The sequence below is a fragment of the Paraburkholderia sp. GAS206C genome (assembly GCF_050435645.1).
Lineage (GTDB): Bacteria > Pseudomonadota > Gammaproteobacteria > Burkholderiales > Burkholderiaceae > Paraburkholderia > Paraburkholderia phenazinium_B.
This window is the reverse complement of record NZ_JBNDKR010000009.1, coordinates 215495-242108: the sequence shown is the minus strand read 5'-3', so window position 1 is coordinate 242108 and position 26614 is coordinate 215495. Positions and strand designations below refer to the sequence as shown.

Here is a 26614-nt window from a genome sequence, read left to right as displayed (position 1 = left end):
ATTCCTGACTGCAACCCACTCGGTCCGGCCAGCGCGTTGACCCAACGTTATCAAATCAAATCGGCGGGAGAAGTAAGGAAATGTTGCGATGCCGAAGATCTGTAACAGCCTGTGATGCACGGCGAGAACGGTCAGTCAACGCGAACCGGCGGACGGCGTGCGCCAGGACCCGCCGTCACGTGCGGATGAATTTACGCAGTTCGGCCTGATCGGTGGCGAGCGTCGAGGGTAGTTCGTCACGCAGAAATTCGACCCAGGTGCGGATCTTCGCGTCGAGATACTGGCGCGACGGGTACAGCGCATACACGTTCATCTCCTGGGACGTGTACTCCGGCAACACCCACATCAACTGGCCGCTACGCAGGCCACTGATCGCCGAATAGATCGGGATGAGGCCAATGCCCATGCCCTCGCGCACCGCCACCGCCAGCGCCTCGGCGACATTCACCTGAAACGTCGCCGCGCCCAGCGCCAGGGTCTCCTGACCATTCGGGCCGTCGAAGGTCCATTCGTTTGTCGGAAATACCGGCGTGACCATCTGCAGACAGGTGTGGCGGCTGAGATCCGAAGGCGTCTGCGGTACGCCATTACGTTCAAGGTAAGCAGGCGACGCACAGGCAACGCTAAATGCGCTGCCCAGGCGCTGCGAAACGAGCCCCGAGTCCGGCAGATCGTGCGCCAGCACGAGCGCAACGTCATAGCCCTCGTCGAGCAGGTCGGGCATGCGTTGCGCCAGCGTCAATTCAACCTGTACTTCCGGATAGCGCTGCTGATAACGCCCGACGGCCGGCACCACATAGTGCTGGCCGAAACTCGTCATGGCGTGGACTTTCAGCTTGCCGGACGGCTTTGCGTGAGCATCGCCCGCTTCGGCTTCGGCCTGATCGACGTAGGCCAGAATCTGTTCGCAGCGCTGCAGATAACGCTCGCCGGCTTCGGTCAGCGCAATGCGGCGCGTGGTGCGATTGAGCAACCGGGTGCGCAGATGCGCCTCGAGATCGGAGACCGCGCGCGACGCATACGCCGTGGTCGTATTGAGGTGCTGCGCGGCACCGGTGAAGCTGCCCGCCTCGACGACGCGGGTGAAAACACGCATGTTTTGAAGCGTATCCATACCTATCCTCACTGAGACGAAGCGATTGTTACACGCTTCGCAAGAGCGATTATCTCAATTTCCGTAAAAATGCCTTACATCTTTGCGGGTTATTCGTAAATACAGCGAAAAATATAATGGCGCACAAGGTACTTTAGTCAATAAAGGAGTAAATCGTGCAGCCTCCGGTACAAAAAGGGATCACCGCGATCGCGGTTCTTACGATCTCCATGATAATCGCCGGCTGCGCCAGTACCGGAGGCATCGCGCCTCAGGCACGCGGAATGAATCCGTCCTCGCTCGATGCCGGCGCGGCGATTCGTGCCGCCGATGCCGAGGCGCAGTGGCCCGCTGCGGACTGGTGGCGCGTCTATAACGATCCGCAGCTCAATGCGTGGATCGACGCGGCTCAGGCCGGCAATCCGATGCTCGCCGTTGCGCAGGCACGGGTGCGCGAAGCGCAATCGCTGGCTGGCGTGGCGCACGCGGCGCTCTCGCCGCAGGTCAACGGCAATCTGTCGCTCGAGCGTCAGCACTGGCCAGACAATATCTATTACGGTCCGGGTTCGCTCTCGAACACCAACTCCTACGACAACACCGGCACGCTCGGCCTGTCCTATCACCTTGACCTGTGGGGCAAGGACAAGAACGCCGCCGAGCAGGCGCTCGACGCCGCTCACGCCAGCGCAGCCGACGAACGCGCCGCGCAACTCGAACTCGAAGCGAACGTGGTGCGTGCGTATATCGGTATGTCGATGAATTACGCGCTGCTCGACATCGCCCAGGCGACGCTGCAACAGCAACAGCAGATCGTCGATCTCGCCACGCGCCGTCTCAAAGGTGGTCTCGGCACGCAGCTCGAAGTGAGCCAGGCCGAAACGCCTGTGCCCGAATACGAACGCCAGATCGACGCACTCGAAGAGCAGATCGCGCTGGGCCGCAATCAGCTTGCGGCGCTGGCAGGCAAAGGTCCCGGCGCGGGCGATTCGATCACCCGTCCAACGCTTTCTCTCGACGCGCCCGCAGGCTTGCCTTCGACGCTGCCTGCCGAGCTGCTCGGCCATCGTCCCGATATCGTCGCGGCGCGTTGGACGGTGGCGGCACAGGCGCGCGGTATCGACGTCGCCAAGGCCAACTTCTATCCGGACATCAATCTGCTGGCATCGATGGGCGGCTATGCTGCGGCCGGTCCGCTGTTCCAGTTCCTGAAGGCGACCAACGGCGGCTGGACCGCGGGACCGGCGATGTCGCTGCCGATCTTCGACGGCGGCCGGCTGCGCTCGCAACTGGGCGCCGCGGATGCCGGTTATGACACGGCAGTCGAGCAGTACAACCAGACCATCGTCAGCGCGCTGAAGGACGTGGCGGACCAGGTGGTGCGGATCCGTTCTCTCGAGACGCAGGCCAACGATGCCGATCGCTCGGTCGCTGCCGCACACAAGAACTATGACCTCGCGAAGGAAGGCTACCGGCGTGGTCTGACGGACTATCTGAATGTGCTGGTGGCGCAGAACCAGTTGCTGCGTGCGCAGGAAGGCGTCGCACGTGTGCAGGCCGAGCGGCTGGGTGCGCATGCTTCTCTGATGACGGCGCTCGGTGGCGGCCTCGCCGATCCGGCTGACGGCCCGAAGACGGATGAAACGCTGCCGGCGCATGGGAAGGGCAAAACGGCGACGGCGGCGCCGCCGACCGCCAACGCAATGACTGGCGGTCAAGCCTCGGCCTACGCGCCCACTGTGCAGTAAGGGCCGCGAATCATGTCCACCTCCCCCTCCTCAGCCCCGCGCCAGCCACTCACTTTGACGGCCTTCTACGCGGCCGCCGCCGATTGGGCCCGCACCGACGGCCTGACCTGGATCTATATCTTCAAGGCGCTGGCTGCCGCGTTTCTTTCGCTATACGTAGCGATGAAACTCGACCTGCCGCAACCGCGTACCGCGATGACGACCGTCTTCATCGTGATGCAACCGCAAAGCGGCATGGTGTTCGCGAAGAGCTTCTACCGGATCTGCGGCACGGTGGTCGGGCTCGTCGTCATGCTGGCGCTGATCGGCCGGTTTGCGCAGCAGCCGGAACTCTTCATCGCGTCGACGGCGATCTGGGTCGGCATCTGTACCGCGGGTGCCGCGCGCAACCGAAATTTCCGCACGTATGGCTTCGTGCTGGCCGGCTACACCGCCGCGTTGATCGGCTTTCCGGCGGCACAACATCCAGACGGCGCGTTCATTTCCGCAACGACGCGCGTCGCGGAAATCGTGGTCGGCATTGTCTGTTCCGGCGCAGTCAGCGGTCTGGTGTTCCCGCAATTCACCGGCGAACAGATGCGCACCACCATACGCGGCCGTTTTAGTGCGTTCGTCGAATACGTTTCGGCGTCGCTGTCGGGCCAGGTCGATCGCGCGCAGATCGAGGCCACCAACGCACGCTTTGTCGCAGACATCGTGGGCTTCGAAGCGATCCGCAGCGTCGCCGTGTTCGAAACCCCGGCCTCGCGGATGAGAGGCGGCCGCCTGTCGCGCCTGAACAGCGAGTTCATGACTGCATCGACGCGCTTTCACGCCTTGCATCAGTTGATGAACCGGCTGCATGAGGCCGGCGCGTCTGCCGCTATCGAAGCCATCGAACCGTACTTCAAGGAGATCGCGCCACTCCTCGACAAATCCGGCGAACCGGTTCTGACCGCCGCCGATGCCGTGCGCGTGACCGAACAACTGGAAACCTACAAGACCGAGTTGCCCAACCGGCTGCGGGCAACGCGCGAAGCGCTGGAAGCCCGCCCCGACGTGCCGCTGCTCGATTTCGACACCGCCGCCGAACTGCTCTACCGCTTCATCGACGATCTGCACGCGTATGCGGCCACGTATGCCTCGCTGGCGAGCGATACGCACGAGCGCGAGCGCTGGATCGACCGCTATGAGCCGCGGACCAACGCATTGTTTGCAGGGGTCGCCGGCATGCGCGCGACGATCGTGATCGCGCTGCTGGGCGTGTTCTGGATCGCGAGCGCGTGGCCGAGCGGCGTCACGCTGCTGCCGGTCGGCGCGGCGACCTGTGCTCTGGCGTCCACATCGCCGAACCCTACCCGCATGGCATTTCAGATGGCGGGCGGCACGCTCCTGTCGTCGCTGATGGGGATGATTGTCGTATTCGGGCTGTATCCGCGCGTCGACGGTTTTCCGCTGCTTTGCGTTGCGCTCGCGCCGTTCCTGCTGCTCGGCGTATTCATGACGACGCGCCCAAAGCTGGCCGGCTACGGCGTGGGTTACTGCATTTTCTTTTGCTTCCTCGCGGGTCCGGACAACGTGATCCACTACGATCCGACCGGCGTGATCAACGATGGGCTGGCGCTGTTCCTGTCGATGCTCGTGTGTTCGATCGCATTCGCGCTGCTCCTGCCGCCGTCGCTGCCGTGGATGCGCAACCGTCTGTTGATCGACCTGCGCCGCCATGTCGTGACGGCCTGCAACTCACGTCTGACACGCCTGCGCTCCCGCTTCGAAAGCGGCGCACGCGACCTGATGTTCCAGATCAACGCGCTCGCCGAGACAGAACCCGAGGTCAAGCGCGACAGCCTGCGCTGGCTGTTCGCCGTGCTCGAAGTGGGCAACGCGATCATCGATATGCGGCGCGAGATCGGCGCGCTGCCGCCGGACGCCCGCTACGCGAAAACGATGCCGTGGCGCGTTGCTGAACGCAAGATGCGCGACGCAATCGCAGCGCTCTTCGACCGGCCAAGCGCACAACGGATGGACACCGCGCTCGCAGCGACGATCGACGCTACTGCGGCCGTCCAGCAAGTGCTGTCGACGTTCACACCACCGCGTGAGGAGCATCATCGACTGCAACGCATCCTGAGTCATCTGCATTTCATTCGTACCGCGCTGCTCGATCCGCAATCGCCACTAGAGACGCTGGTGGGCTCGCGGACCGGGAAACAAGAAGGAGTTCGCCATGCCACGTGAAGTTGCTGTGCTTGACGCTTACGTGCCGGCCATTGTGTTGATGTTCATTGCCGGCGCTGTGCTTACCTGGGTGTTGGATCGCGCGATTGCCTATACGGGACTGTATCGCGTGGTGTGGCATCCGAACCTGTTCCGGGCCAGCTTGCTCGTATGTGTGTGCGGCGTGCTGGGTCTCGCCGTTTATCGTTGATCAGAGTCGAATCATGACCATCCGAAATATTCTGGGTTTTGTGGCAACAGCCGTCGTATTCATTGTTGCGCTGCTGATAGGCCGCGCCTTATGGGTCCACTACATGGACGAGCCGTGGACACGCGACGGACGGGTGCGCGCGGACGTCGTGAACATTGCGCCGGACGTCTCGGGCGCGGTGGTGGCGCTGCCGGTACACGACAACGAGCTGGTAAAGAAAGGCGATTTGCTGATGCAGATCGACCCCTCGCATTACCAGATCGCGGTCGAGCAGGCACAGGCTGCCGTCGCGGCACGCAAGGCCGAGTTGCAGATGCGCCGCGACGACGCGCAACGCCGCGCGGACATGGACAGCCAGGTGGTGTCGAAGGAAAGTCAGGAAAACGCGACGCATACGGCGTCTGCTGCGGAAGCGGCATATGAGCAGGCGCTGGCCGCGCTGGATGCCGCGAAGTTGAATCTGGAGCGCACGCGCGTGGTGTCACCGGTGGATGGATATGTGACGAATCTGAGCGTGTTCCAGGGGGACTATGCCATCGCGGGCGCGGCGAAGCTCGCTATTGTGGATAGTCATTCATTCTGGGTGTATGGCTACTTTGAAGAAACGAAACTGCCGCACGTGAATGTCGGCGATAAGGCTGAGATGCGGTTGATGAGTGGTGGTGTGTTGCAGGGGCACGTGGAGAGCATTTCGCGGGGGATTTACGACCGCGATAATCCGCAGAGCCGCGAGCTGCTGGCTGATGTGAATCCGACTTTTAACTGGGTGAGGTTGGCGCAGCGGGTGCCCGTCCGGATTCAGATTGATCATGTCCCCGATGGGGTCGTTTTGTCGGCTGGGACTACTTGTACTGTTGTTGTTAAGGCTGGGTGAGGTTTTTGCCTGCGGCGCCTTGGTTTGGTGGTTGTTCTTGCGGTGTTGGCCTTTCCTTGCATTCTTAGTGGTCTATTAGCGATGCCCCTGTGCGGGGCGGCACTTACTTTCTTTGCCGCCGCAAAGAAAGTAAGCAAAGAAAGCGGGCTTGCAACCGCTAGCCTGTAGATGTCCACCACTGACATGAAGTCGGAGTGGTCCGCACACGAGAACTGCCTTCGCACCACACCCGTTAGTGACAAGGTAATCATCAGCTCCAGCGTCGCGCTACGCGCCCCGCCGTCGGGCATAACCCATCCTGCTGGTTATTTAGGTATGCTAGCGATATTGATGAGTCTTCGTTCATCAGGATGAGGCGTTTTATCCGTCCTGCTGCCCGGGGCGCTGCAATCAACCGGTTACCTCCTTTGCAAGTGGTCCGGGGCCTCTTCCCGTGACCGTTTCCCATGCGGACGCGAACAAGCGCGAAGTGGCCGTAGCCAGGGCCGCAACGTTGTCCGCAATTCGCACCTCGGACCGGCGAAGTCCGTCAGATGGGTTCCAGGGTCGCGGCATCCGAACAGAAATACGGACATTACGGATATTTTTGCGGATACCGTCTGCACGGGCGGCCAGGATTGCTCGCCCGCCGGATTGCGCCTCGACTTTCAACGATCAATTTGCAGAATTTTCCGCACGAATTGGGATGGCACGCAGGGTAAAAACCCTTAGGAGCCAAATAAGCTCCGCATCGCGGCCTCCCAATCTTTGTAGTCCTGCTGAATCAGGCCGCTCCTCTCAAACAATCGCAAGGAGGCCAGGCCAATGACAGACCTGCTGGGCGCACTTCAGGTCCTACCGGGGCGACAGGCGTACCACCTCGACGTACCCGGCACGGACAGCGCGGCGGCGCTCTCTGTGGTGTCGTTCGAGGCCACCGAGAAGATGGGTGCACCGACTGAGGTGCGTATCGTATTGACCCATCCGCAACCGCTTGCGCGCTCCGAATACCTGAGCCGTGACGCGTCGTTTGTCATCGTGCCGGACGATGGACCACCCCGGAAATTCTCCGGCTTTATCGCGCGCTTCTCAACGATCCAGAACACGAATGATTACGTCAAGTACGAAGTCGTGTTGAAGTCGCATTTCGGGCGGCTGGCAGCAGTGACCCGAAACAGGATCTTCCAGCATGGTTCAACGCCCGACATTCTGGCGGAGATGTTGCGCGGTCACGGAATGCTTGAGCACCAGTTCAGTTTCCGGCTACGCCGCCAGTATCCGAAGCATGCTTTTCGCATGCAGCACGGCATGAGCGACCAGAATTATGCGCATATGCTGCAGGAGAAATCGGGCATCTACAGCTATATCCAGGAGACAGAATACGGCGACCAGGTGGTGTTCGGGGACGACGTAGATCATTACATTTACGACGAACCGCAACGCGTCGTGCCGTACCGCGAAGCAGCGGGACTTGAGGCGGGTGGCGTCGAGGCGGTGACGGCGATAAAGACCCACACCGTGACGGTGCCGCAGTCGTTCATGGTCGCGGATTACAACCCGGAGCAAGCCTGGGAGCGTTTGCGCGATACGTCCAACGTTGCGCCCAGCGATCCCACCACTTACGGCCAGTCCTATATTTATGGCACTCACCACCTGGACCAGGCGGGAGCGAAGTGGGAAGCGCAGCTTCGCCACGAAGCGGCCATCGCCTGGCAGGTAGTCTTTGAAGGCGACAGCAACGTGCTGAACCTGCAGCCGGGGCGCGTACTGGAAACAGATCTTGTTTTACCCGATGCGCCCAAAGGCCAGTTGATTGTCGAGGTCACGCACAGCGGCGCGCGCGATACGCCCTACTCGAACAGCTACAAGGCAATCCCCGCTGACCGGCGCTTCCGTCTCAGGCTCGAGACGCAAACCTGGGCCAGAGTGACCGGCACGCTCAGCGCACGCGTCACCAGCCCGGACTCCTACAAATACGCATACATAACCGCAAACGGCCACTATACGGTGCGTTTTGATGCGGACTTCGAAACGTGGCCCAACGGCGGAGAAAGTGTTCCGCTGCGCCTCGCGAAGCCGTTCGCGGGCAAGCTGCAAACCGGCATGCACTTCCCGGCGCTGGACGATGCCGAAGCCGTGATTACCTGCCGCGACGGCGACCCGGACAAGCCCGAAATCGTTGCGTTCCACCATCACAGCCAGGCGCGCGACCTGGTGACGAATGACCGGCGCTGGCTCTCACGGAATGTGATCCGCACCCAGGCGAACAACAAGATCCGCTTTGAGGACTGGGCGGGCCAGGAAGGCGTCAAGCTCAGCACGGAGCACTCGGGCAAATCGCAACTGAATCTCGGCTACCTGGTTGACAACAAACTGGAAAAGCGCGGCGAAGGCTATGAGCTTCGCACATCCGGCTACGGAGTGAGCCGTGCAGGTAAGGGAATGATGGTCACGGCATATGACCGTCCAGGCGCGAGCGGGAAGCAGCTCGACATGCAGGAAACCATCGCACAACTGGAAAGCGCGCTGGCGACTGCGAAGGCGCTGGCAGCATCGGCACAAAGCGCCAAGGCAGAGCCTGCCGACACTGATGCGCAGCAGCAGACGAAGGAATATCTCGACGGGCTGAAGAAGCCGGGTCTGCTGATGAGCACCCCGGCATCGGCGGCTGTTGTCGCGGCCGGCGGCGTGCAGTTCGCGGCGCAGGACAGCATCAACGCTGTAGCCGGGAAGAACGCCGACTGGAGCGTGCTGAAACGCTTCACGGTCGCAGCGGGTGAAAAGATTTCGCTGTTCGCGCAGAAGTTCGGTGCCAGGATTTTTGCGGCAAAGGGTCCGGTCGAAGTGCAGGCACAGAATGATGCCATGTCGCTGCTGGCCTCCCAGGATCTGACGATGGAGAGCGTCAACGGCACGGTACGCATCAGCGCGAAGAAGGAACTCACCCTCGAATCAGGCGGTGCCTTTATCCACATGAAGGACGGCAGCATTACGTTAGGCGGCCCGTTCGACCTCTTTCTGAAGGTCATTACGATTCAGAAGAAAGGCGCGCAGAGACTGTCAACCGCGGTTCCGCCATTGCCGGAATCGACGGGGGCGTTTGATGAGGCTTTCGTCGCGCATTGGGCCGGGTCCGAAGTTCCTGTCGCCAATACGCGTTATCAGATGTTCTCTGAGGGCAAGCTGATTGCCGAAGGTACAACCAATGAACATGGCGAAACGTCGCTGGCGCAGAGCCATGTCCCCCAAGGCGTTTCGATTCGCTTGAAGGGCAATTAAAAATGGCAGATGAAGACAAGGATGTGGGTTACGCGGAATCGTACATGACGCTGAAGTCATACACGAAGCGTGCCCGCGTGGAGCGTACCGCCTGTGACGATCATGTCCCACCTGCTGCGGATTCGATAATCGGACATTGCGAGTACTACTACAGGCCGTTGCAGTGCGAATACACGGAAACAGTCGAGAAGGTCACGGCGGGCAGCGCATGGGCCAGCGTAAAAGCCTTCGCCACGTCCTGGGACCCGTGGACCGACAAGGAAGTCTCTGCCCGTCTGCTGCACCAGCGGCAGACGCTAATCCAGCCCGAATGTACCTCTTCCGACTGGTCCCGGCATAGCAACTTCATGATGCGGCACATCGGCTGCGGGCATAAGCCGCCCAGCTATTACGTCAGCTACGGTTACTTCTACTGTTCGAACTATGGTGCGAAATTGTTTCCGACGCTTAGCCCTGCTGGGCAAGCATGGCTTGTTCTTGCGAGGCGATATCTTCAGTTGGATATGGAAGATGGGCTCAACCAAAATATGCAGGGAAACAGAATCCAGATGAGCAGCGCCAAGCCAGGAAACGGCAGCTTCAAAATGGTGGTTCCTCAATACAAGCTTGAACTGGACAGCGACACGTTCAAGAGCTTTGCGTTCAAGACACACCCACTCGCCTACCTCGATGGCGGGCTGGCCGGTTTGCAGCTTCCGGACATGATGAAGATCATGGGTGGTCCGGCGATGGAGGAATGGGGCGACTGGCGAACCTACCAGCAGGTATGGGACAGCGGCAAGGTGGTTGCAGGCGACACCGTCGGCGATGCGTGGGATGCCACGAAGGCCGATATTGACGACCCGGTAAGCAAGGCGCTAGGGCGGCTGATGGGCGCGAAGTGACATGCGGACGCTCAAGCGCAGGACATTCATTTTCGGCGGCCTCCTCCTCGCCGCTATCGCAACTTACGGACATCACAGCATGACGACTCCAAGCTGGCAGACCATTTCAAGAGCGTTCATGAAGAACGACAAGCCGTATGGCGGCGGAAATAGCCATTTTAGTGGCAAGGACGTCATATCACTAAAGGTCGCTAGCCCCGAACTACGATATCGCGTTGTAGATTTGGACAAAGGATACAACGCGGCGCAAGCCGTTCCCGAAGAGTCATGGATGGACAATTCCAACGAACGGCTCAATCGCTCAACAGTTAGCTTTCTACGCGGAACGATTGACGGAGGCTTGACACGCTACTTCCAGCAGCCGGGACAGGATGCGGCCTGGTGGTATTCGAAGGACTGGACCACGCAGTATGTCAGCACGGACTGGATGGACTACAAGATTCCTGAGCCAAAGAATGGCTTGACACCGCATATCACGAAGCTCTGGCGCTCGCGCGATGGCGGCAAGAACTGGACGCAACTCGACTGGCTGGAAAACCGGAATATCAGCCAGCTACTTTTCCTTGATCCTGACCGGGGATACGCGGTTGGCTGGGGACCGTGCGTCTGGCGCACGGCGGATGGCGGCCGCACGTGGAAAGAGATCACGGTTCCGCTCCAAGCAACTGAGGACGACGAACCGCGAAAGACCTTCGACGGCGTAGACCTTGGTCCGGACGGCACGCTGCGTGTGGCCTACTACGTGCCGGAAGAAATAGCGGACATGCAACCTGAAAGCATCGTGGAGCGGCTGAAATGGGATAGCGACGCGTTCGAGCCTGACGTGAAGCTTCCTGATCAGGTAGTCGTTTCGCTCCAGTCCGAGCAGGTACCGCCCGATTACGCCTATTCGGTTTATGCGCTATCCCGGCTCGGCCCGCCGCGCAACTGGAAGGACTTGAGTGACAACGGGCACCGGACCGGTGCGCTATCGACATGGGGAAACCGTGGCAATCAGACGGTCGAGCAACCCCATACCTTCGATGCACGTCTGATGCTGGACGGACTCAGCGTGGGCAAGCGTGGCGTACTACTCGTGTATGCAACGGATGCCTCCGGGGAAGGTGCGCCACGCGACATGACGTTTGCCAGCAAGGACTATGGCAAATCGTGGACCGAGACCGATGACGGTATCACGCAAGGTGTTTATTTCGACCCCGCCACCAATACACAGTACGGCCTGTACGGCTATACGCTGAAAAAGCGACTCTGGTAGGCGTTCGCCTGGCTCCCGTGCTGGTGATTGCTGCCCCGCGCCGACGGGGCTCTCGCTAGTCCCCCAGAAGGAGCGACGATTGCGACCTTACATGCGCGGTCCATACCTCCATCGTCGGATCGCGCTGTTCCATCAGATCGATTCGGTGATACCAATGTCTCATGCTGCTTCTACTCTTTCAGCGTCTTGACGAGTGCGAGCGCGGAGCCGATAGCGGCACGCGGTGCGGCTCCTTCGCTTTCATCCGTTCACCGGAAATGGTCCAGATACCGCTTTCAGCCTGTTCTTGCGAGGCGATATCTTCAGTTGGATATGAAAGATGGGCTCAACCAAAATATGCAAGGAAACATAATCCAGATGAGCAACGCCACGCCGGGAAACGGCCGCTTCAAAATGACGGTTTCTCAATACAAGCTGGAACTAGAAAGCGATACTTTCAAGAGCTTTGCATTCAAGACACCCCCGCTCGCCTATCTTGATGACGGACTGGCCCGTTTGCAGCTTCCGGACATGATGAAAATCATGGGTGGCCCCGCGCTCGAAGAATGGGGCGACTGGCGAACCTGCGAGCAGGTATGGGACAGCGGCAAGGTGGTTGCAGGCGACACCATCGGGGACGCACGGAACATAGCGAAAGCCGATATCGATGACCCGGTGAGCAAAGTGCTCGGGCGGCTAATGGATGCGAAGTGACATGCGGATGCCTAGGCGCAGGACACTCATTTTAGGCAGCCTTCTGGCCGCCATCGCAATTTACGGATATCACAGCATGACGACCCCAGGCTGGCAGACCATTTCAGCAACATTCATGAAAAATGACAAACCGTATGGGGGCGGCGACTCCCGGATCAATGGGAACGAGGTTATCAGTCTCAAGATTGCTGACCCGGTAATCACGTTCAAGCCCGTTAGTCAGCGGAACGACCCGGACTACGCGGAGCCTAGCGAAGCATGGATGAATAATTCCAGCGAGCGGCTGAATCGGCGCACCGTTAGCTTTTTTCGCGGCACCATCGACGGAGGGTTGACACGCCACTTCCAGCAGCCGGGACAGGATGCGGCCTGGTGGTATTCGAAGGACTGGACCACGCAGTATGTCAGCACGGACTGGATGGACTACAAGATTCCTGAGCCAAAGAATGGCTTGACACCGCATATCACGAAGCTCTGGCGCTCGCGCGATGGCGGCAAGAACTGGACGCAACTCGACTGGCCGGAAAGCCGGAATATCGGCCAGCTGCTTTTCCTTGATCCTGACCGGGGATACGCGGTTGGCTGGGGACCGCACGTCTGGCGCACAGCGGATGGCGGCCGCACGTGGAAAGAGATCACGGTTCCGCTCCACGCAACTGAGGACGACGAACCGCGAAAGACCTTCGACGGCGTAGACCTTGGTCCGGACGGCACGCTGCGTGTGGCCTACTACGTGCCGGAGGAAATAGCGGACATGCAACCTGAAAGCATCGTGGAGCGGCTGAAATGGGATAGCGACGCGTTCGAGCCTGACGTGAAGCTTCCTGATCAGGTAGTCGTTTCGCTCCAGTCCGAGCAGGTACCGCCCGATTACGCCTATTCGGTTTATGCGCTATCCCGGCTCGGCCCGCCGCGCGACTGGAAGGACTTGAGTGACAACGGGCACCGGACCGGTGCGCTATCGACATGGGGAAACCGTGGCAATCAGACGGTCAAGCAACCCCATACCTTCGATGCACGTCTGATGCTGGACGGACTCAGCGTGGGCAAGCGTGGCGTACTGCTTGTGTATGCAACGGACGCCTCCGGAGAAGGTGCGCCACGCGACATGACGTTTGCCAGCAAGGACTACGGCAAATCCTGGACCGAGACCGATGACGGTATCACGCAGGGTGTTTATTTCGACCCCGCCACCAATACACAGTACGGCCTGTATGGCTATACGCTGAAAAAGCGAACCTGGTAAACGTTCGTGTATAACGTCGGCGTTCGTCTATCCTGCCCCGTCTTTCAGGCCGACGTTTGCCTTTACGGCGGTGGCAAGGAAAGGCAAACGCAACCAAAAAAAACACCCAACCCAACGCGCCCCAGGCACCCCAATCTCACCCATTCAACCTAAACCTCCCCACCATCCCCTTCAAAGCCTTAGCCTGATCATCCAGAGCCCGCGCAGCAGCAGTAGCCTGCTCAACCAGAGCCGCATTCTGCTGGGTCCCGGCATCCATCTGCGTAACCGCGAGGTTAATCTCCTCGATACCAGAACTCTGCTCGGCAGAAGCAGCCGAGATCTCCCCCATGATATCGGTCACCCGCTTGACCGCCTTCACCACCTCATCCATCGTATTCCCAGCATCCTGCGCGAGCGCCGACCCATTCCCCACCCGCTCCACCGACGTGCTGATCAGCCCCTTGATCTCTTTGGCCGCGCCAGCACTGCGCTGCGCCAGATTCCGCACCTCAGCCGCCACTACCGAAAATCCGCGCCCCTCTTCCCCCGCGCGCGCGGCCTCGACAGCCGCGTTCAAAGCGAGAATGTTCGTCTGGAATGCGATGCCCTCAATCACCCCAATGATGTCGCCAATGCTCTTCGCGCTCTCGTTGATCTCGTTCATCGTCGACACCACACGGCTCACTACCTCGCCGCCCTTCTCCGCAATCTCCGATGCATTATTCGCCAGCGTGCTCGCCTGCCTGGCGTTGTCGGCGTTCTGCCGTACCGTCGAGGTCAACTGCTCCATGCTGCTCGCCGTGCGCTCCAGCGCCATCGCCTGCTGCTCGGTGCGCTCCGACAAGTCCTGGTTGCCCATCGAAATCTCGCCCGATGCCGTCGCAATCGCGTCAGCACTCGCCGCGATGTCCGAGACCGTCGTCGAGAGCCCGCTCTGCATGTCGTGCAGCGCCGATAGCATGCTCGAATGATCGTTGCGTGCCAGCGCAATCTGGTTCGACAGATCCCCCGCCGCAATCCGGCTCGCAATCTCCTTCGCGTACACCGGCTCGCCACCCAGTTGACGCGCCAGCCGTCGCACCACCCATTCGCTGATCACAAACGCCAGCACGATCAGGCCGATCGTCATCGCCGCCATCGTCACGTACGACGAGTGGTAGATGAACGCCGAGGCGTCGATGGTCGCCTTTGCGGCCACGCTGCGCTGCTCGACCAGCGCGTCCACCATCTTCTCGAGCTTTTCGGTCTCCACCAGCAACGACACATCCTGCATGCCCACCTGCCAGTTCATCTGCGACAGATCGAGCGGCTGTGCCTTCACCAGCTTCACGAAATCGCGCAGGTGGCCGCTCCACGTCCCGACCGCCGCGGCGAATTTCTTCTGCTGCGACACCTGATCCGCATCGGCGGGATCGACATACTGCTGCAGCGTGTTCATCTGCGTCGACAGGCCGGCGAGACCCTTGTCGATGTCCGAGCCGAGTTCATCGCGCTCCTTGGCCGTCGTCGCGGTCAGCAGCATCTTCTGCGCACGGCTCGCGCGCAGCACATAACCTCGCGCTTCCTCTGCCGCCCGGCTCGCGACGTGGCCCTGGTCGTAGATCGATTGCGCCGATCCGTTGAGCCGGCTGATCTGCGCCAGCGAAAACACCCCGATCACCAGCGTACCGATCAGCACCGCGGCGAAAGCCAGTCGGAGCGTCGCCTTCACGGACAAACCCTTGAGCCGCCCAACCGGCGCGCGCGAACCGGACGGACCGCCCGCCGGTTCGTCACTCGCTACGAAACCGACACCCGGCTGGCTGCCCAGCGAAACTGCTTTCATATTTGGTCCTCACGTATGACCAGCCGGAAAGGTCGGTTCCGGCATTCCTTGTTATCTCTTCGGGTCTACGGCACCAGCGGCAGCAATCTTTAGAGCCGCCGTCGTGCAGTGTTCCGCCCCCAATGCGCGTCCACTATGTGAACAGCGTGCCAGCGACGGCTTTATACACAGCCAAAATTCCCCCTGACAGAACGCACCGAAACATTGCAAATGGTCGGTCTTTGTGACCGACGCGCGGCAGATCGCCCCACCGTGGTGCCAGCATTACGCCGCTTGATGTCTGATTCGCGACAAAACTTGTCCGAACATTTCATGCAAGCCACATTACACTTCATGAAACGTCAGATAGTTCCCCGTAGTGTGACGATATGGCGCAGACGGTATCGTCACCCAGCGGATCCGGCCCGCTCACTTTCTCCCCTCTCTCACGCGCATGGAAACGAGCCTCGATAAAAACGCCCTCGCTGGCGGTTCAAGCATCCCCGCCGCTGCCCCTCTGGCCGTCAAGGCCCAACGCACCGTGTACTCGGTGCTCGGCGCAATCAGCTTCTCGCATCTGATCAACGACATGATCCAGTCGCTGATCCTCGCGATCTATCCGATGCTGAAGGACAACTTTTCGCTGTCGTTTGGGCAGATCGGCCTGATCACGCTGACCTACCAGATCACGGCGTCGCTGCTGCAGCCGCTGATCGGCATCTACACCGACAAGCATCCGAAGCCGTATTCCCTGCCTGTCGGTATGGGCTTTACGCTGGCCGGCCTGCTGCTGATGTCGGTAGCGCCGAATTTCGGCATTCTGCTGGTGGCCGCGGCACTCGTCGGCTGCGGTTCGTCGGTGTTCCATCCGGAGTCGTCGCGAGTCGCGCGGATGGCCTCGGGCGGCCAGCACGGTCTCGCGCAGTCGCTGTTCCAGGTGGGCGGCAATGCCGGCTCGTCGCTCGGGCCGCTGCTCGCCGCGCTGATCATCATTCCGCACGGCCAGCGCAGCATTGCATGGGTCTCGGTGGCGGCACTGGTCGCGATCGTCGTGCTTACGCAGATCGGCCGCTGGTACAAGCGTCATCCGGCCACCAAAAAGGCCAAGGGAGCGCAGGTCGGCCACGCGACGCTGTCACGCAACAAGGTGCTGTTCGCCATGAGCGTGCTGATGCTGCTGGTGTTCTCGAAGTACTTCTATCTGGCCAGCATCAACAGCTACTTCACGTTCTATCTGATCGACAAGTTCCATCTGCCGGTCCAGGCCGCGCAGATCCACCTGTTTGTGTTCCTCGCGGCGGTCGCGGCGGGCACGATCATCGGCGGTCCGGTGGGTGACCGGATTGGCCGCAAGTACGTGATCTGGGTGTCGATCCTCGGCGTCGCGCCGTTCACGCTGCTGATGCCGTATGCCAACCTGTTCTGGACCGGCGTCCTCACGGTCGTGATCGGCGTGGTGCTGGCGTCGGCGTTCTCGGCGATCCTCGTCTACGCGCAGGAGCTGATTCCGGGCAAGGTCGGGATGGTTGCGGGCCTGTTCTTCGGCTTCGCGTTCGGCATGGGCGGGATCGGCGCGGCAGTGCTCGGCCAACTGGCCGACGCGACCAGCATCGCTTATGTGTACAAGGTCTGCTCGTTCCTGCCGCTGATCGGCGTGCTGACGGTGTTCCTGCCCGATGTCGAGGGAAAACGCGCGAAAGCGTGAGTTTCGTGTGACGTGGATGGACGGAGAAAGGCGCTGCGGCGCCTTTTTTTCGTTTTGCGGGCCGAGCCGGCCAAACACCATTGCGATCGAGGCACCGGGTTTGCTGACACCCTGCCTATGGTGAACCCGCGTTGTCCGCGCCTGCACGCCTGCTCTATGCTGTGCGGACACGCACCGTCACGCTCGCTCACAACATATCGCAGGAAGGATCGCCGCCGATGACCCGTTACCGCGAGTTCCACCGCCGTTCCATCGAAGCCCCTGAAGACTTCTGGCGCGACGAAGCGCGGCGCATCCATTGGGAGACGCCGTTCGAGATGGTGCTCGACCGCTCGAATCCGCCGTTTGCGCGCTGGTTCGTCGGCGGCCGGACCAACCTGTGCCATAACGCGGTGGACCGGCATCTCGCCGAACGCGCCCAGCAGAATGCGCTCGTCTATGTCTCGACGGAAACCGGCATCGAACGGCGCTACACGTACGCGGAGCTATACGCCGAAATCAACCGCATGGCCGCGGTGATGCGCTCGCTCGGCGTCAAGCGTGGCGACCGCGTGCTGATCTATCTGCCGATGATCCCCGAAGCCGTGTTCGCGATGCTCGCCTGCGCCCGGCTCGGCGCGATTCACTCTGTCGTGTTCGGCGGTTTTGCGGCGCCGAGTCTCGCAGCGCGCATCGACGATGCAACCCCGGCGCTGATCGTGACCGCCGACGCCGGCGCGCGCGGCGGCAAGGTGATCGACTACACGCCGCTCGTCGACGAAGCGCTCGCCCGCGCGCAGCACAAGCCGCCGCATGTGCTGCGGATCGACCGGCAGCTTGCACCGGAGCGTCTGAACGCCAGCTACCTCGTCGACTACGAGCCGTTACGCGAGCAGTTTTTCGACGCGCATGTGCCATGCGAGTGGCTGGAGTCGAACGAGCCATCGTACGTGCTGTACACGTCGGGCACCACCGGCCGTCCGAAAGGCGTCGTGCGCGACGTGGGCGGGTATGCGGTGGCGCTGGCGGCATCCATGGAATACATCTACGAGGGGCGCGCGGGCGACACGATGTTCACCGCTTCGGACATCGGCTGGGTGGTCGGCCATAGCTACATCATTTATGCACCGTTGATCGCGGGCCTGACTACGGTCATGTACGAAGGCACGCCGATCCGACCGGACGGTGGCATCTGGTGGCGGCTTGTCGAACAGCATCGGATCAACCTGATGTTCACCGCGCCGACCGGCTTGCGCGTGCTCAAGAAGCAGGACCCGGCACTGCTGAAGAAGTACGACCTGTCGAGCCTGCGCACGCTGTTTCTGGCCGGCGAGCCGCTCGACGAACCCACGGCCTCGTGGATCTCCGACGCGCTCGGCAAACCAGTGGTCGACAACTATTGGCAAACCGAGACCGGCTGGCCGATGCTCGCCATCCAGCGCGGCGTCGAGGCGTTACCGCCGAAGCTAGGCTCGCCGGGCGTACCGGTGTACGGCTACAACCTGACGCTGCGCAACGAGCAGACCGGCGACGTCTGCGCAACAGGCGAGAAAGGCGTCATCACACTCAGCTATCCGCTGCCGCCGGGTTGCATGTCGACGGTGTGGGGAGACGACCGGCGTTTCGTCAGTACGTACTGGTCGAGCGTGCCGGACCAGCAACTCTATTCGACGTTCGACTGGGGCATTCAGGATGACGACGGCTACGTGACGATCCTCGGGCGCACCGACGACGTGATCAACGTCGCGGGTCACCGGCTCGGCACGCGGGAGATCGAGGAAGCGATCTCGAGCCATAAGGCCGTGGCTGAGGTTGCGGTGGTGGGTGTCGCGGATCCGCTGAAGGGCCAGGTGGCGCTGGCGTTCGTCGTGTTGCGCGATGCGGACCGTTATGCGGCGGACAAGGCGCGCCTGAAACTCGAGGCCGAGCTGGTTTCGACGGTCGACCGTCAACTCGGCGCCATTGCGCGGCCGGCGCGGGTGCATTTCGTAGCGATGCTGCCGAAGACGCGTTCAGGCAAGCTGCTGCGCCGCGCGATCTCGGCGCTGGCGGAAGGCCGCGATCCGGGCGACCTGCCGACTATCGAGGATGCGAGCGCATTGCAGCAGGTGCGCGACGCGCTGGCGGCGGGCGCGGGTGGGAAGGCCTAAACGCGCGCCTGCAAGAACCGCTTGAGAATACCGTTCGAGTAGGTCCCGGCGATCTCGGTCAAAAACGAAGCAAACGACGCGGGTGCATGGGCGTCCGCCGTATCGGACACCGTGCGCACGATCGCACACGGCACGCCGTACTCGTGACAGACCTGCGCGATCGCTGCGCCTTCCATCTCGACCGCGAGCGCATCCGGCAATGCCTCGCGCAGCGCCTCGACAGCCGCCGCGCTGGCAACGAACTGATCGCCGCTGATGATGAGGCCCCGGTGCACCTGAGGCAGTTGCGTGCCAAAGCGTGCCGCGACCGCCTCGCCCTCTTCCGCGACAAAACGTTCCGTCGCCGCCGCGAGTTGATCCGCCAGCACCTGATCCGCAGCGAACCGCGCGATGCCGAGCAACGGCACCTCGAAACGCGGAAACAACGGTGACGCATCCAGATCGTGTTGCACCAGAGTATCGGCGACAACTACATCGCCAATCCGCACTTCACGCCCCACGCCGCCAGCGACACCGGTAAACACCACTGCGTCGACATCGAACGCATGAATCAGCGCGCTGACCGTTGCCGCGGCGGCCACCTTGCCGATCCGCGCCAGTGTCACGACACAGGGCGCGCCATGCACAGTGCCGAGGTGATAGTCACGGCGCCCATGCGTGACCGTACGGACACCAGACTCCGCCCGCATCGCCTCGACCAGATCACCGAGTTCCTGCGGCAACGCCGCCATCACCCCGAGCGGACGACGACCGCCCGCCGCTCCGGTTTGCGCCGCGCTCATTCGACCGCCTGCAGTTTGGCGACGGCGAGCGCCAGCCACTTTTCGCCGTGCCGCTTGAACTTGACCTGCGCTTTCGCATCGGCGCCACCGCCTTCGAGCGCGATGATCGTGCCTTCGCCAAACTTGGTGTGAAACACCTGCTGGCCGACCCGGAAACCGCTTTCGGCCGCGCGCGTTTCATTGGCGAAAGCCGGCAGCGGCGCCGAGGTCGAAGACGACGGGCCCGTGTAACCCGGCCGCGCAAACCAGTCGCGGCCATAGCCGGCGTTATCGGAGCGGCCACCCCAGCGCGAACCCGCCTCGACCTTGGGCGTGAGCCACTTGAGCGTTTCCTGCGGCAACTCGTCGAAGAAACGCGAGCGGATGTTGTAGCGCGTCTGGCCATGCAGCATCCGGCTCTGCGCGAACGACAGGTACAACCGCTCCTTCGCACGCGTAATCGCAACGTACATCAGACGACGCTCTTCTTCAAGGCCATCGGTTTCCATCGCGCTGTTCTCGTGCGGAAACAGGCCTTCTTCAAGGCCCGTGATGAACACCGCGGTAAACTCGAGGCCCTTGGCCGCGTGGACCGTCATCAACTGCACGGCTTCCTGGCCCGCCTGCGCCTGGTTGTCGCCCGCCTCCAGCGACGCGTGCGACAGGAAGCCGGCGAGCGGCGTCATCGTGTCGGGGTTTTGCGCGGGGTCGGTGACGTCCGGCGCATCGAGGACGACGATGTTGGGGTCGTCCGTTTCCGCCACGAGCTCCGGCGCGGACGTCGCACCCGGACGCAACGGAATGGAGCGCGCCGGCGTATCGAGACCGTAGCCTTCTTCACTGACGAACGCTGCGGCCGCGTTGACCAGTTCCTGCAAGTTTTCGAGGCGGTCCTGACCTTCGCGCTCGGTCTGATAGAACTCCGACAGACCGCTCGCGCGCACGACATATTCGACCGTTTCCGGCAGGCTCATCTGCTGCGTTTCCGCGCGCATCTTGCCGACCAGATTGGCGAAGCTGGCCAGACTCGACCCTGCCTTGCCGGCGACGTACGGAACCGCCGCGGCCATCGAGCAGTTGTAGAGACGCGCGGCGTCCGCGAGCTGCTCGATCGAGCGCGCCCCGATGCCACGAGTCGGAAAGTTGACGACGCGGGAGAACGCGGTGTCGTCGTTGGGGTTGTCGATCAGACGCAGATAGGCGAGCGCATGCTTGATTTCCTGACGTTCGAAGAAGCGCAGGCCGCCATACACGCGGTAAGCGATACCCGCGTTCACCAATGTATGTTCGATGGTGCGCGACTGCGCATTGCTCCGGTACAGCACGGCGACTTCGCTGCGCGAGGTGCCGGTGCTGATAAGCGCCTTGATTTCCTCGACGATCCAGCCGGCTTCCTGGGTATCCGTGGCGGCCTCATAGACACGCACCGGTTCGCCGTGGCCCGCATCGGTACGCAGATTCTTGCCCAGACGCCGCGAGTTATTGGCGATCAACTGATTGGCCGCATCGAGGATGTGGCCGTGCGAGCGATAGTTCTGCTCGAGCTTGATCAGATGACGGACATTGAACTCCTGTTCGAAGTCGCGCATGTTGCCGACATTTGCACCGCGAAACGCGTAGATAGACTGATCGTCGTCACCGACGGCGAAGATCGAATTGGTCTGCCCGGCGAGCAGCTTGAGCCACGCATACTGCAGCTTGTTGGTGTCCTGAAACTCGTCGACGAGGATGTGCCGGAAGCGCGCCTGGTAGTGGGCGCGCAGCGGCGGATTGTGCGCGAGCAGTTCGAAGCAGCGCAGCAGCAGTTCGGGGAAATCGACGACACCTTCGCGCTGGCACTGCTGGTCGTAGGCCTCGTAGAGCTCGACGAATTTGCGGTTGAAGTTATCGGTAGCGTCGACGTCTTTGGGGCGCAGGCCCTGCTCTTTGGCGTTGTTGATGAAGTACTGGAGATTCTTCGCCGGGTACTTTTCATCGTCGATGTTCAGGCCCTTCATCAGACGCTTGATCGCGGAGAGCTGGTCGGCGGTGTCGAGAATCTGGAAGGTAGCGGGCAACGCGGCATCGCGATGGTGAGCGCGCAGCATGCGGTTGCAGAGGCCGTGGAAGGTACCGATCCACATGCCTCTGGTGTCGATGGGCAGGAGCGCTTGCAGGCGCGCCATCATTTCGCGGGCGGCCTTGTTGGTGAACGTCACCGCGAGGATGGTTGCGGGCGACGCCAGGCCTTGCTGGATGAGCCACGCGATGCGCGTGATGAGGACGCGGGTTTTGCCGCTGCCCGCGCCGGCCAGAATCAGTGCCGGTTCGTTTGGCAGCGTTACCGCTGCGTGTTGTTCGGGGTTCAGGTTACTGAGGAGTTCGGGCATTTTCCAGGGGTCGGCGGCGGTTTGTCCGTCATTATAAGGTTCGGGGGTAGGTTTGGTTTTTGCCTTCGGCTGGTTGTTGTGCCTGCGGCGCCCTGGTTTGGGTGAACCGCCAAACCGGGGCGCCGCAGGCAACCCTCCCCGGCATCCTCACCCCTTATAATCAAAGATTCCACAGCATCCCAGCAGACCACGAACAATGAGCGACAACACGCTTGCCAAGAGTTTCGAACCCCACAACATCGAAGCCCAATGGGGCCCGGAGTGGGAAAAACGCGCCTACGCCGCGCCAGCGTTCGCGGAAAACACGAAAAACTTCTCGATCCAGCTGCCGCCGCCTAACGTCACAGGCACCCTGCACATGGGCCACGCCTTCAACCAGACGATCATGGACGGCCTCACCCGCTACCATCGCATGCTCGGCGAAAACACCCTCTGGGTCCCCGGCACCGATCACGCCGGTATCGCCACCCAGATCGTCGTCGAACGCCAACTCGACGCCCAGAAGGTCTCGCGCCATGACCTCGGCCGCGAAAAGTTCGTCGAACGTGTCTGGGAATGGAAGCAGCAATCCGGTTCGACCATCACCAGCCAGGTCCGGCGCCTCGGCGCCTCCATCGACTGGTCGCGCGAATACTTCACCATGGACGACAAGATGTCCGCCGCCGTGCGCGACGTGTTTGTCCGTCTATATGAACAGGGCCTGATCTATCGCGGCAAGCGCCTCGTCAACTGGGATCCGGTCCTCATGACCGCCGTCTCCGACCTCGAAGTCGCCAGCGAAGAAGAAAATGGCCACCTCTGGCACATCCAGTACCTGCTGACCGATGGTTCGGGTCATCTGACGGTTGCCACCACCCGCCCGGAAACCATGCTCGGCGACGTCGCCGTCATGGTCCATCCGGAAGACGAACGCTACGCCAGCCTGATCGGCAAGACCGTGATGCTGCCGCTCGCCGACCGCGAAATCCCCATCATCGCCGACGATTACGTCGACCGCGAATTCGGCACCGGTGTCGTCAAGGTCACCCCCGCACACGATTTCAACGACTATCAGGTCGGCCAGCGCCACAAGCTGCCGCAGATCGAAATCCTCACGCTCGAAGCAAAGATCAACGACAACGCGCCCGAGAAGTACCGCGGTCTCGATCGTTTCGAGGCGCGCAAGCAGGTGGTCGCGGATCTGGAAGCCATCGGTCTGCTCGAGTCCGTCAAGCCGCACAAGCTGATGGTGCCGCGTGGCGACCGTACCGGCGTCGTGCTCGAACCGATGCTCACGGACCAATGGTTCGTCGCCATGAGCAAACCGGCGCCGGAAGGGACCTACAATCCCGGCAAGTCGATCGCCGAAACTGCGCTCGACGTGGTCCGCAACGGCCAGATCAGGTTCGTGCCGGAAAACTGGACCACCACGTACTATCAATGGCTCGAAAACATCCAGGACTGGTGTATCTCGCGCCAACTCTGGTGGGGCCATCAGATTCCGGCCTGGTATGGCGAAAACGGCGAAATCTTCGTCGCCAAGACTGAAGAAGACGCCCGCGCGCAAGCGGTTGCCAAGGGCTATACCGGCGCCCTTAAACGCGACGAAGACGTGCTCGACACGTGGTTTTCGTCGGCACTGGTGCCGTTCTCGTCGCTCGGCTGGCCGAACGAGACGAAGGAACTGGCAGCGTTCCTGCCGTCGTCCGTGCTCGTCACCGGCTTCGACATCATCTTCTTCTGGGTCGCGCGGATGGTCATGATGACCACCCATTTCACCGGCAAGGTGCCCTTCGACACCGTTTATGTGCACGGCCTCGTGCGCGATGCCGAAGGCCAGAAGATGTCGAAGAGCAAAGGCAACACGCTCGATCCGATCGATATCGTCGACGGCATCGATCTCGATTCGCTGGTCGCCAAACGCACCACCGGCCTGATGAATCCGAAGCAGGCAGCGTCGATCGAGAAAAAGACCCGCAAGGAATTCCCCGAAGGCATCCCCGCGTTCGGCACCGACGCGCTGCGCTTTACGATGGCGTCGATGGCCACGCTCGGCCGCAACGTCAACTTCGACCTCGCGCGCTGCGAGGGCTATCGCAACTTCTGCAACAAGCTGTGGAACGCGACCCGCTTCGTGCTGATGAACTGCGAAGGCCACGACTGCGGCTTCGGCAAGCCCGCCGATGCGTGCGGTCCGAACGGCGAGGGCAACTGCGGCCCGGGCGCCTACCTCGACTTCTCGCAGGCAGACCGCTGGATCGTCTCGCACCTGCAGCGCGTCGAGGCTGAAGTGGCCAAGGGCTTTGCCGACTACCGCTTCGACAATGTGGCAAACGCCCTATACAAGTTTGTCTGGGACGAATACTGTGACTGGTATCTCGAGCTGGCCAAGGTGCAGATCCAGAACGGCGCGCCGGAGCAGCAGCGCGCCACTCGCCGCACCTTGTTGCGTGTGCTCGAGACGGTCCTGCGCCTCGCGCATCCGGTGATTCCGTTCATCACCGAGGCGCTGTGGCAGAAGGTGGCGCCCCTTGCCGACCGTTACCCGCAGGGTATGGCCGAGGGCGAAGCTTCTATCATGGTGCAGCGTTATCCGGTGGCGGAGCCCAGCAAGCTGGACGAAGCGGCCGAACAGTGGGTGGCTGATCTGAAGGCTGTAATCGACGCCTGCCGCAACCTGCGTGGCGAGATGAACCTGTCGCCGGCCGTCAAGGTGCCTCTGCTCGCAACCGGCAACGCGGAACGCCTGCGCACGTTCGCACCGTACGCCCAGGCGCTGGCCCGATTGTCGGATGTGCAGATCATCGCCGACGAGGCTACGCTCGACGCTCAGACACATGGCGCGCCAATTGCTATCGTAGGGAATGACAAGCTGGTGCTGAAGGTGGAAATCGATGTCGCAGCCGAACGCGAACGCTTGTCAAAAGAGATTGCGAGATTGGGCGCCGAAGTGTCGAAATGCAATGCAAAGCTGCAAAATGAGAGCTTTGTTGCGAAAGCCCCGCCCGCAGTCGTTGAGCAGGAGCAGAAAAGGCTGGCAGAATACGAAACGACCATCGGCAAGCTGAACGCGCAACTTGCGCGCCTGCCAGCCTGATTGACGCTCCACGTCTGCGCCTGCGCACAGACGTAGCCACCACAGGATTCAGGGGTAATTACATGCTAAAAGTTACAAAAGCGGTATTTCCGGTAGCAGGTCTTGGCACCCGGTTCCTCCCCGCCACCAAGGCGAGCCCGAAGGAAATGCTGCCCATCGTCGACAAGCCACTGATCCAGTACGCAGTCGAAGAAGCGATGGCCGCCGGTATCACCGAAATGATCTTCGTCACGGGCCGCAGCAAGCGCGCGATCGAGGATCACTTCGACAAGTCGTACGAAATCGAAGCGGAGCTCGAAGCACGCGGCAAGGACAAGCTGCTGGAACTCGTGCGCAGCATCAAGCCGAGCCACGTCGACTGCTTCTACGTACGCCAGCCCGAGGCGCTCGGCCTCGGCCACGCGGTGATGTGCGCGGAAAAGCTGGTGGGCGACAACCCGTTCGCCGTGATCCTCGCGGACGACTTGCTGTACGGCAAGCCGCCCGTGATGGCGCAGATGATCGAGGTGTTCGACCACTATCACAGCTCGGTGATCGGCGTCGAAGAAATCCCGCACTCGGAGACGAAGTCCTACGGGATCGTCGACGGCAAGGAGTGGGAAGATTCGATCATCAAGATGTCGGGCATCGTCGAAAAGCCGGCTCCGGAAGTGGCGCCGTCGAACCTCGGCGTGGTTGGCCGGTACGTGCTGAAGCCGCGGATTTTTGAGCATCTGCGCGCCTTGAAGCCGGGCGCGGGAGGCGAGTTGCAACTGACGGATGCGATCCAGTCGCTGCTCGCCGATGAGCAGGTGCTGGCGTACAAGTATCACGGCACGCGCTTCGATTGCGGCAGCAAGCTGGGTTATCTGAAGGCGACGGTGGAATTCGCGCTGCGTCACCCGGAAGTGGCTGCGGATTTCGAAGAATATTTGCGGACTCGCTCGCCGGTGCTGGAAGGGTAAGCTGGCGGACGGATAGAAGCGCGGAAAACCGCGCGGCAGATGTTAAAAAGGCGCTGTTGCTCCGCGGATCGCGGGCACGGCGCCTTTTATTTTGAGTGCTGCGGTTCTGACGTAGGTCGATCCTCGCGTGTCTGCTCCGATCCGCTGCGCCTTACCGCCGCCGCATCAAAAACACAAACACCTTGTCCTGCGTCGACACCTCGACGATTTCATTACCCGTCTGCTTGGCGAACGCGGCGAAATCGCGTTGCGAGCCGGGATCGGTGGCGAGCACCTTGAGGATCTGGCCGCTTTCCATATCGGCAAGCGCCTTTTTGGCGCGCAAAATGGGGAGCGGACAGTTGAGCCCGCGCGCATCGACTTCCTTGTGAACCTGAATTTGCATCGAC

At 61.5% G+C, this 26614-nt stretch carries 18 protein-coding genes; 13 read left to right on the top strand and 5 right to left on the bottom strand.

Annotated elements, in window-relative coordinates:
• Positions 1 to 175: 175 nt before the first annotated feature.
• Positions 176 to 1114 (bottom strand): LysR family transcriptional regulator, encoded by a 939-nt coding sequence (locus P3T20_RS25720; protein ID WP_074263946.1) that lies wholly within the window; start codon positions 1112 to 1114, stop codon positions 176 to 178.
• A 155-nt stretch (positions 1115 to 1269) separates the two neighbouring features.
• Here P3T20_RS25720 and P3T20_RS25715 point away from each other — a divergent pair, with 155 nt between their 5' ends.
• The 9 genes from P3T20_RS25715 to P3T20_RS25675 all read left to right on the top strand — a co-directional run bounded on the left by P3T20_RS25715 (position 1270) and on the right by P3T20_RS25675 (position 13455).
• Positions 1270 to 2838, top strand: coding sequence for an efflux transporter outer membrane subunit (locus P3T20_RS25715; protein ID WP_074263945.1), 1569 nt, complete (start codon positions 1270 to 1272; stop codon positions 2836 to 2838).
• Positions 2839 to 2850: 12 nt separating this feature from the next.
• On the top strand, positions 2851 to 5055 hold the full coding sequence (locus P3T20_RS25710) for an FUSC family protein (RefSeq protein ID WP_074263944.1): 2205 nt from the start codon (positions 2851 to 2853) through the stop codon (positions 5053 to 5055).
• The gene (locus P3T20_RS25705) at positions 5045 to 5245 is read left to right on the top strand and encodes a DUF1656 domain-containing protein (RefSeq protein ID WP_074263943.1); all 201 of its coding nucleotides are present in this window, start codon (positions 5045 to 5047) and stop codon (positions 5243 to 5245) included. The genes P3T20_RS25710 and P3T20_RS25705 overlap by 11 nt, the downstream gene beginning before the upstream one ends.
• Positions 5246 to 5258: 13 nt before the next feature.
• On the top strand, positions 5259 to 6119 hold the full coding sequence (locus P3T20_RS25700) for an efflux RND transporter periplasmic adaptor subunit (protein WP_074263942.1): 861 nt from the start codon (positions 5259 to 5261) through the stop codon (positions 6117 to 6119).
• Between the two features lie 804 nt (positions 6120 to 6923).
• Positions 6924 to 9377: a type VI secretion system Vgr family protein gene (locus P3T20_RS25695; RefSeq protein ID WP_074263941.1), complete on the top strand. Its 2454-nt coding sequence runs from the start codon at positions 6924 to 6926 to the stop codon at positions 9375 to 9377.
• Between the two features lie 2 nt (positions 9378 to 9379).
• Positions 9380 to 10261, top strand: a complete 882-nt coding sequence (locus P3T20_RS25690) for a hypothetical protein (protein WP_074263940.1) — start codon at positions 9380 to 9382, stop codon at positions 10259 to 10261.
• Between the two features lie 118 nt (positions 10262 to 10379).
• Entirely contained in the window at positions 10380 to 11516 is a 1137-nt protein-coding gene (locus P3T20_RS25685) for a WD40/YVTN/BNR-like repeat-containing protein (protein ID WP_254368798.1), read from the top strand.
• A gap of 357 nt (positions 11517 to 11873) precedes the next feature.
• A complete protein-coding gene (locus tag P3T20_RS25680; protein WP_429288237.1) occupies positions 11874 to 12209 on the top strand; it encodes a hypothetical protein in 336 nt (111 codons plus the stop codon).
• Between the two features lie 115 nt (positions 12210 to 12324).
• A complete protein-coding gene (locus tag P3T20_RS25675; RefSeq protein ID WP_429288236.1) occupies positions 12325 to 13455 on the top strand; it encodes a WD40/YVTN/BNR-like repeat-containing protein in 1131 nt (376 codons plus the stop codon).
• 136 nt (positions 13456 to 13591) lie between these two features.
• On the opposite strand, the gene P3T20_RS25670 is transcribed toward P3T20_RS25675, so the two are convergent.
• On the bottom strand, positions 13592 to 15262 hold the full coding sequence (locus P3T20_RS25670) for a methyl-accepting chemotaxis protein (RefSeq protein WP_429288235.1): 1671 nt from the start codon (positions 15260 to 15262) through the stop codon (positions 13592 to 13594).
• A 433-nt stretch (positions 15263 to 15695) separates the two neighbouring features.
• Here P3T20_RS25670 and P3T20_RS25665 point away from each other — a divergent pair, with 433 nt between their 5' ends.
• The gene (locus tag P3T20_RS25665; protein ID WP_429288234.1) at positions 15696 to 16946 is read left to right on the top strand and encodes an MFS transporter; all 1251 of its coding nucleotides are present in this window, start codon (positions 15696 to 15698) and stop codon (positions 16944 to 16946) included.
• Positions 16947 to 17107: 161 nt separating this feature from the next.
• A complete protein-coding gene (locus P3T20_RS25660) occupies positions 17108 to 19075 on the top strand; it encodes a propionate--CoA ligase (protein WP_429288324.1) in 1968 nt (655 codons plus the stop codon).
• Here the strand turns inward: P3T20_RS25660 and P3T20_RS25655 are convergent.
• The gene (locus tag P3T20_RS25655; protein ID WP_074263936.1) at positions 19072 to 19857 is read right to left on the bottom strand and encodes a 5'-methylthioadenosine/adenosylhomocysteine nucleosidase; all 786 of its coding nucleotides are present in this window, start codon (positions 19855 to 19857) and stop codon (positions 19072 to 19074) included. The genes P3T20_RS25660 and P3T20_RS25655 overlap by 4 nt on opposite strands.
• On the bottom strand, positions 19854 to 22205 hold the full coding sequence (locus P3T20_RS25650; RefSeq protein WP_074263935.1) for a UvrD-helicase domain-containing protein: 2352 nt from the start codon (positions 22203 to 22205) through the stop codon (positions 19854 to 19856). Before P3T20_RS25650 ends, P3T20_RS25655 begins: the two co-directional genes overlap by 4 nt.
• Before the next feature lie 196 nt (positions 22206 to 22401).
• Here P3T20_RS25650 and P3T20_RS25645 point away from each other — a divergent pair, with 196 nt between their 5' ends.
• Both P3T20_RS25645 and galU read left to right on the top strand, forming a co-directional pair.
• Positions 22402 to 25281, top strand: a complete 2880-nt coding sequence (locus P3T20_RS25645) for a valine--tRNA ligase (RefSeq protein WP_074263934.1) — start codon at positions 22402 to 22404, stop codon at positions 25279 to 25281.
• Positions 25282 to 25343: 62 nt separating this feature from the next.
• The gene (gene galU, locus P3T20_RS25640; RefSeq protein ID WP_074263933.1) at positions 25344 to 26225 is read left to right on the top strand and encodes a UTP--glucose-1-phosphate uridylyltransferase GalU; all 882 of its coding nucleotides are present in this window, start codon (positions 25344 to 25346) and stop codon (positions 26223 to 26225) included.
• A gap of 151 nt (positions 26226 to 26376) precedes the next feature.
• On the opposite strand, the gene P3T20_RS25635 is transcribed toward galU, so the two are convergent.
• Complete coding sequence (locus tag P3T20_RS25635; protein WP_074265982.1) at positions 26377 to 26604, bottom strand: sulfurtransferase TusA family protein; 228 nt, start codon at positions 26602 to 26604, stop codon at positions 26377 to 26379.
• Between the last annotated feature and the right edge of the window lie 10 nt (positions 26605 to 26614).